We start from the raw sequence: 6,198 nt of genomic DNA on the forward strand, positions 1-6,198 counted from the left end.
GATCAGTCCACCGTCACGTAGTCGGGGCCGGAGTAGCGGCCGGTGGCGAGCTTCTGGCGCTGCATCAGCAGGTCGTTGAGCAGGCTGGAGGCGCCGAAGCGGAACCAGTGCGGGCTCAGCCAGTCGTCGCCGAGGGTCTCGTTGACCATCACCAGGTACTTCATGGCGTCCTTGGTGGTCTTGATGCCACCGGCCGGCTTCACGCCGACCTGGACGCCGGTGGCGGCGCGGAAGTCGCGGACCGCCTCCAGCATCAGCAGGGTGACCGGCGGGGTCGCGTTGACGGCGACCTTGCCGGTGGAGGTCTTGATGAAGTCGGCGCCGGCCAGCATCGCCAGCCAGGAGACCCGGCGGACGTTGTCGTAGGTCTGCAGCTCGCCGGTCTCGAAGATCACCTTGAGGTGGGCGTAGCTGCCGTCGGCGCGCTTGCACGCCTCCTTGACGGCGACGATCTCGTTGAAGACGTCGAAGTAGCGGCCGGAGAGGAAGGCGCCCCGGTCGATCACCATGTCGATCTCGTCGGCGCCCGCGGCCACCGCGTCGGCGGTGTCGGCGAGCTTGACCGGGAGGGCGGCGCGGCCGGCCGGGAAGGCGGTGGCCACGGAGGCGACCTGGATGTCGGTGCCCCGCAGGGCGTCCTTCGCGGTGGCGACCATGTCCGGGTAGACACAGATGGCGGCGACGCGCGGGGTGGTCGGGTCGGTCGGGTCGGGGGTCCTGCCCTTGGCGCACAGGGCGCGCACCTTGCCGACCGTGTCCGCGCCCTCGAGCGTGGTCAGGTCGATCATGGAGATCGCCAGGTCGATGGCGCGGGCCTTCGCCGTGGTCTTGATCGAGCGGGTCCCGAGGGACGCGGCGCGGGCTTCGAGGCCGACCTGGTCGACGCCGGGCAGGCCGTGCAGGAAGCGGCGGAGCGAGGCCTCGGACGCCGCAACGTCCGCGAGGCCGCTGCCCGCAACGCCGGGGGCATTGGCTGCAACAGTGGACATAGTCACCAGACCAGCATATCTACGCGCGTAGCCGACCGCTAGAGCGCCCACCTTTCCGGTGGCCTTTCGTGGCCGGACCGAGACCTCGGCCGAACGGGGCCGCCCGGCCGCGGCCCGGCCGCGGCCCGGCCGGGCCCGGGGTGCCGATCGGGGTGCCGACCGGGGTGCGCCCCGGCCGGGGTCGGGGCGCCATTCGTGGCCGGACCGAGACCCGCTGGTGAGGGGTGCATGGGGCAGAATCGACGCCATGACCGAATCCGACGGCAAGCCCCACCAGGGCCCGGCCGCCCCCGACGGGGACCCCGAGTACGCGGACCGCGTGTACCGCTCCGTCCCCGGCGTGATCTCCGGAGTGTTCCTGCTCGCCGTCGCCGCCTGGCTGATCGGCGACGCGGCGGTGACCGGCACCGGCAGGACCCCGTACGTCGCGCTCGCGGCGCTGCCGGTGTTCGCCCTCCCGGTGATCGCCTACACGCTGCGTCCGGCGGTGTTCGCCGACAGTCGGCGCCTGGTGGTCCGCAACCCCTGGCGCACCATCACCGTCCCCTGGGCCTCGGTCGACGCGCTGCGGGCCGGGTACTCGGTCGAGCTGCTGTCCGGCGAGAAGAAGTACCAGGTGTGGGCCGTCCCGGTGTCGCTGCGCCAGCGCAAGCGGGCCAACCGGGCGCTGAGCCGCGGCAACGCCGAGCACGCCTCCCGGACGGGCCTGGGGCTGGGCCTCGCCGCCCGGACCAACCCGGTCGTCCAGGGGTCCTCGGACCCGACCCGGGCCTGGTCCGACCAGGTGACCGACGTCCTCCAGGGGATGGCCGAGCGCAACGGCCGCCGACCCGACGCCGCCGGCCCGGTGGTCGTCCGCTGGTGCTGGTGGGTGATCGTCCCGGCGCTGCTCGGCCTGGTCGCGCTGATCACGGTGATCGCGGTCTGACGACGATCGCACCACGAAGGAGCCCGCCGGAAACGGCGGGCTCCTTCGCGTTGGGGGAGGTGCGGCGAGGGGCGGCGCGGACGTACGGCGAGGGGCGGCGCGGTGGTGCGGCCCGACCGTCGAATGGGTTTTTGTACGGTCGTAAAAACTGTCCGGTCCATCCGCCTTTGGTCCCTTGTCGGTCCATGATCACATAAATAGGCTGGCGCGGGTGTTGTAAAGCTTCCGAAAAGGCACATTCGTGATGACCGTCGCTTGGTGCGTCCAGAGTGACGCCCGTTGACAGTGGGGGAAATGTGACCAGTGGGGAAAGTCTGACAACCGGCGTGGACCGGGTCGTCGTCATCGGTGCCGGGCACATGGGCACCGCCATCATTTCCGGACTCCTGAAGAGAACTCCGGACCTTCCGCTCGAAATCGTGGAGACGGCCGAACCCCGGGCGCGCCTGGTGCACGCGGAATTCGGCCTGGAACCCGTCGTCCGGTACCGCCCGCAGCCCGGCGACGCCGTGGTCCTCGCCATCCAGCCGCAGGCCTTCGAGGGGTTCGCGGCCGACCAGGAGGCGGGGGCGTTCGAGGGGGCCCTGGTCATCTCCGTGATGGCCGGGGTGAGCATCGCGGCCATCACGGCACTGCTGCGCACCGACCGGGTCGTCCGGGCGATTCCCAACACGCCGTCCGAGGTCGCGCAGGGCATGACAGTGCTGTGCCCCGGCGCCACCGTGCCGGTGGCCGACGTGCGGACCGCCGAACGGCTGCTGTCCTCGATCGGCCGGGCCCTCACCGTGCGCGACGAGGCCCTCATCGACGACGCCACCGCGCTCTGCGGCGGTGGACCGGCCTTCGTCGCCCACATCGCCGGGGCGTTCATCGACTTCGCCGTCACCGCCGGGTTCGACCGGGCCCAGGCCCGGTCGATGACCACCCAGGTACTGCGCGGCACCGCGGAACTCCTGGATGCGACCGAGCACTCTCCCGAGGAGCTCTGCCGACAGGTCATGACCCCGGGGGGAACGACCGAACAGGGAATCTTCCATTTCCAGGAGCTGGGGCTGCAAGGCGTGCTCGTGGGGGGTTTGACCCGCTCCGCCGACCGTTCGCGTGAACTGGGCGGAATCGGCCGGTGAATGCGCGTGCCACGGCGGCCGCCGCCCCGGTGAATGCGGTGCGGCCGGGGAACCGGCCGAGAACTCGACCGAGAATTCCATTGGAGGGGGAATCATGCTGGGCGTGATCCGGCAGCACAATCCCGGCGACAGAACCGCGGCGGTGCATTCCGAGGAGCACTACGAGGTGTACTTCGGCCTCGGGCACAGCCTCCGACTCCAGGACCGCCAAGGCGTCTTCAAGGTCAGCCCCGCCGGGCTGAGCCTCGGCGACGTCCTGGTGCGCACCCTCGACCGGTCCGTCCTGGGCGGTTCGGTCCTCGACATGGGCACCGGCAGCGGGGCCCTGGCCCTGCTGATGCGCAGCCTGGGCGCCCGCGACATCGTGGCGACGGACGTGTCGATCCCCGCGTTGAAGACCGCCGCGGAGAACGAGCAGCTCAACTTCGGCGACCGGATCGTCCGGTACGACGCGGGCAGCCTGTTCCAGAGCCCGGCCGCGGACCGCAGGTTCGACCTCGTCGTCTTCAACCCGCCCGGCTGGCGCACCCCGTCCGCGGACTGCCGGCGCGAACTGCGGCAGCAGGGGCTCGCCGACCTCGAACTGTCGGCCATGTTCTCCGGGGAGGAGGTCCTCCTCGGCTTCCTGCGCGACCTCCCGCACCACCTGACCGACACCGGGCGCGCCGTCGTCGGCCTCAACTCCATGACGGGCATCCAGGACGTGCTCCGCCGACTCGGCGGGCCGGCGGGCAGCGCCGGCCCTCTGGAGTTCCGGCTGATCGAGCGGCACAGCTTCCCGCTGTTCCTGTACACCAGGGAGTGGCACGCCTCCAGACAGGTGCTGACCAGGGAGTTCCACCACTGGAAGGAGCACCACGGCGCGGCCTTCAGCATCGCCGGCGACGGGACCCTCTACTGGTCGTACGAGATCGTCGAATGCCGCCTGGCCCGCCGGGGGGAGAGGCGGGCGGATGGGTAGCGTACGCGGCCGGGGCGCTCCGGCGGGCCTGGCCGCGATCGCGGTCGCCAACGTCATCCTCGGCTCGTCCTCGCTGTTCTGGCGGGCCCTGGCGCACGTGCCGCCGGAGACGCTGCTCGGCTACCGCATCCTGGTGTCGCTGGTGACGCTGTGCGGCGCGCTCGCGCTGCTGGGGCGGTTCCGGGCCGCCGCCCGCACGGCCGCCACCCCGAGGCTGGTGCTGGTGCACCTGACCGCGGCGGTGCTGGTCTGCATCAACTGGCTCACGTTCATCTGGGGTTCGATCCACGGGCGGGTCATCGAGACCGGCCTCGGCTACCTCATCGCCCCGGCGGTCACCGTCGTCCTCGGGACGCTGGTGATGGGCGAACCGCTCGGGCGGCTGCGCCGCGTCGCGCTCGGCCTGTGCCTGCTGGGCGTCGTGCTGCTCATCGTGCGCAGCACCGAGCTCGACTGGTGGGTGTACGTCACGATCGGCCTGACGTGGGGGGTGTACACCTTCCTCAAGAAGCTCACCACCGCCGACCCGGTCACCGGGCTGACCCTGGAGACGGCCCTGCTGGCGCTCGGCATCGGGATCGCCGTCCTCACCACGGGCTACTCGCTCGACCCGGGGCCGTCCGCCGGGCACACGGACTTCGTGCTGCTCGCGGTGTGCGGCCTGGTCTCCGTCACACCGCTGTGGCTGATCGCCTTCGGCGCGAAGAAGGTCAGCCTGACCGCGACGGGGTTCATCCAGTACGTGCTGCCGACGACCCAGCTCGTCGTCGCGCTGGTCTGGTACCACCAGCGGCCGTCCGCCAACACGCTGATCTGCTTCGCCGTGGTCTGGCTGTCACTGGTCTCCATCGTCATCGAATCGGCGCTGCGCGTCCGCCGGGCGCGTCCGCAGTCCGGGCCGGTCGCGGCACCGGTCGAGAAGGGGGTACGGCTGTGAGAACGGGCGACGTACTGGTCATCGGCCTGGGGGTGTTCGGCGCGGCGGCGGCCCAGGCACTGGCCGAACGGGGCGCGCGGGTGCTCGCCGTCGACGCCCACGGCCCGACGCACCGCTTCGGGTCCTCGCACGGCGAGACCCGCATCTTCCGGCGGGCCTACTGGGAGGGGACCGACTACCTCCCGCTGCTGGAGCGCGCCCACGAGCGGTGGACGGACCTGGAGGCCGCGTACGGGGACACCCTGCTGATGCGCACCGGCGGGGTCTTCGTCGGGGCCGAGTCCAGCGGCGTGGTGGACCTCAGCCGGCAGACCGCGGAGACCGGCGGCATCGCGCACGAGGTCTGGAACGCCGAGCAGCTCAACGGGCGCTTCCCGTGGTTCGGCGTCGGCGCCGACATGAAGGCGCTGTACGAACCCGGCGCCTACACCGTCCTGGCCAACCGGGCCCGGCTGGCGATGATCGACGAGGCGGTCCGCCGGGGGGCCTCGATCCGCTTCGGCGAGGAGGTGGTGGACCTGCGGTCGGCCGCCAGCGGCGTGACCGTACGGCTGCGCTCCGGCGGGACGCTCTCCTGCGACGCCGTCGTCGTCGCGACCGGCCCCTGGATGAAGGGACCGCTCGCACCGTCCACGGCGCGGCACCTGAGCCCGATGCGGGTCCCGGTCTACTGGTTCCGGGCGGACCCGAAGCTGGGCACCGAGGGCTTCCCGGCCTTCCTGTACGAGAGCGCCGACGGACAGGTCGTCTACGGCGTGCCCGAGTGGGGCGAGGGCGGCCGCGAGGTCAAGATCGGCTTCCACAACCGCCAGCAGACGCCCGGGGACCCGACCGACCTGGCGCGCCGCGAGGTCTCGGCGCAGGAGCGGGAGGAGATGGCCCGGATGGTGGCCCGGATCTTCACCGGCGTCCAGCCGGAGGCACCCCGGGCGCGCTACTGCTACTACACCCTGACCCCGGACGGCAGCTTCATCATCGACCGCTCGCCGGCGGACCCGCGGATCGTCCACACCTCGGCCTGCTCGGGGCACGGGTTCAAGTTCGCCCCCGCGGTGGGCGAGTGCGCGGCCGCCCTGGCGCTGGGCGAGCCCGCGCCGGTCGACCTGGCGCCCTTCGCGGGCGACCGGTTCGGCGCGGGAGCGGCCGGCGACCGCTGACCTCCCCCGGACGCGGGGGGGGGGGGCCCCCGCCCGCCCCCCCCCCACCACTCCCTAGGAGCCCTCCGCATGACCACCTCCGCCCCCGGCGTCGGGGCA

6 protein-coding genes are annotated in these 6,198 nt (G+C 72.1%); 5 read left to right on the forward strand and 1 reads right to left on the reverse strand.

What is annotated here, in order from left to right; all coding sequences use genetic code 11:
• Positions 1-2: 2 nt before the first annotated feature.
• On the reverse strand, positions 3-989 hold the full coding sequence (gene deoC / locus ACFXOZ_RS25365; RefSeq protein WP_375894692.1) for a deoxyribose-phosphate aldolase: 987 nt from the start codon (positions 987-989) through the stop codon (positions 3-5).
• A gap of 247 nt (positions 990-1,236) precedes the next feature.
• On the opposite strand from deoC, the gene ACFXOZ_RS25370 reads away from it, so the two are divergent.
• From ACFXOZ_RS25370 to solA, 5 genes are all read left to right on the forward strand, one after another.
• Complete coding sequence (locus tag ACFXOZ_RS25370) at positions 1,237-1,917, forward strand: PH domain-containing protein (RefSeq protein WP_375894695.1); 681 nt, start codon at positions 1,237-1,239, stop codon at positions 1,915-1,917.
• 326 nt (positions 1,918-2,243) lie between these two features.
• Positions 2,244-3,044, forward strand: a complete 801-nt coding sequence (gene proC, locus ACFXOZ_RS25375) for a pyrroline-5-carboxylate reductase (protein WP_380592803.1) — start codon at positions 2,244-2,246, stop codon at positions 3,042-3,044.
• Positions 3,045-3,138: 94 nt separating this feature from the next.
• Positions 3,139-4,005, forward strand: coding sequence for a methyltransferase (locus ACFXOZ_RS25380; RefSeq protein WP_380592805.1), 867 nt, complete (start codon positions 3,139-3,141; stop codon positions 4,003-4,005).
• Positions 3,998-4,942 carry an EamA family transporter gene (locus ACFXOZ_RS25385; RefSeq protein ID WP_375894703.1) on the forward strand — a complete coding sequence of 315 codons (945 nt, stop codon included), beginning with the start codon at positions 3,998-4,000 and terminating at the stop codon, positions 4,940-4,942. Before ACFXOZ_RS25380 ends, ACFXOZ_RS25385 begins: the two co-directional genes overlap by 8 nt.
• Positions 4,939-6,099: an N-methyl-L-tryptophan oxidase gene (gene solA / locus ACFXOZ_RS25390; protein ID WP_380531383.1), complete on the forward strand. Its 1,161-nt coding sequence runs from the start codon at positions 4,939-4,941 to the stop codon at positions 6,097-6,099. Before ACFXOZ_RS25385 ends, solA begins: the two co-directional genes overlap by 4 nt.
• Positions 6,100-6,198: the final 99 nt, after the last annotated feature.

It is taken from the genome of Kitasatospora sp. NPDC059160, from assembly GCF_042755465.1.
In the GTDB taxonomy this organism is placed as follows: Bacteria; Actinomycetota; Actinomycetes; order Streptomycetales; family Streptomycetaceae; genus Kitasatospora.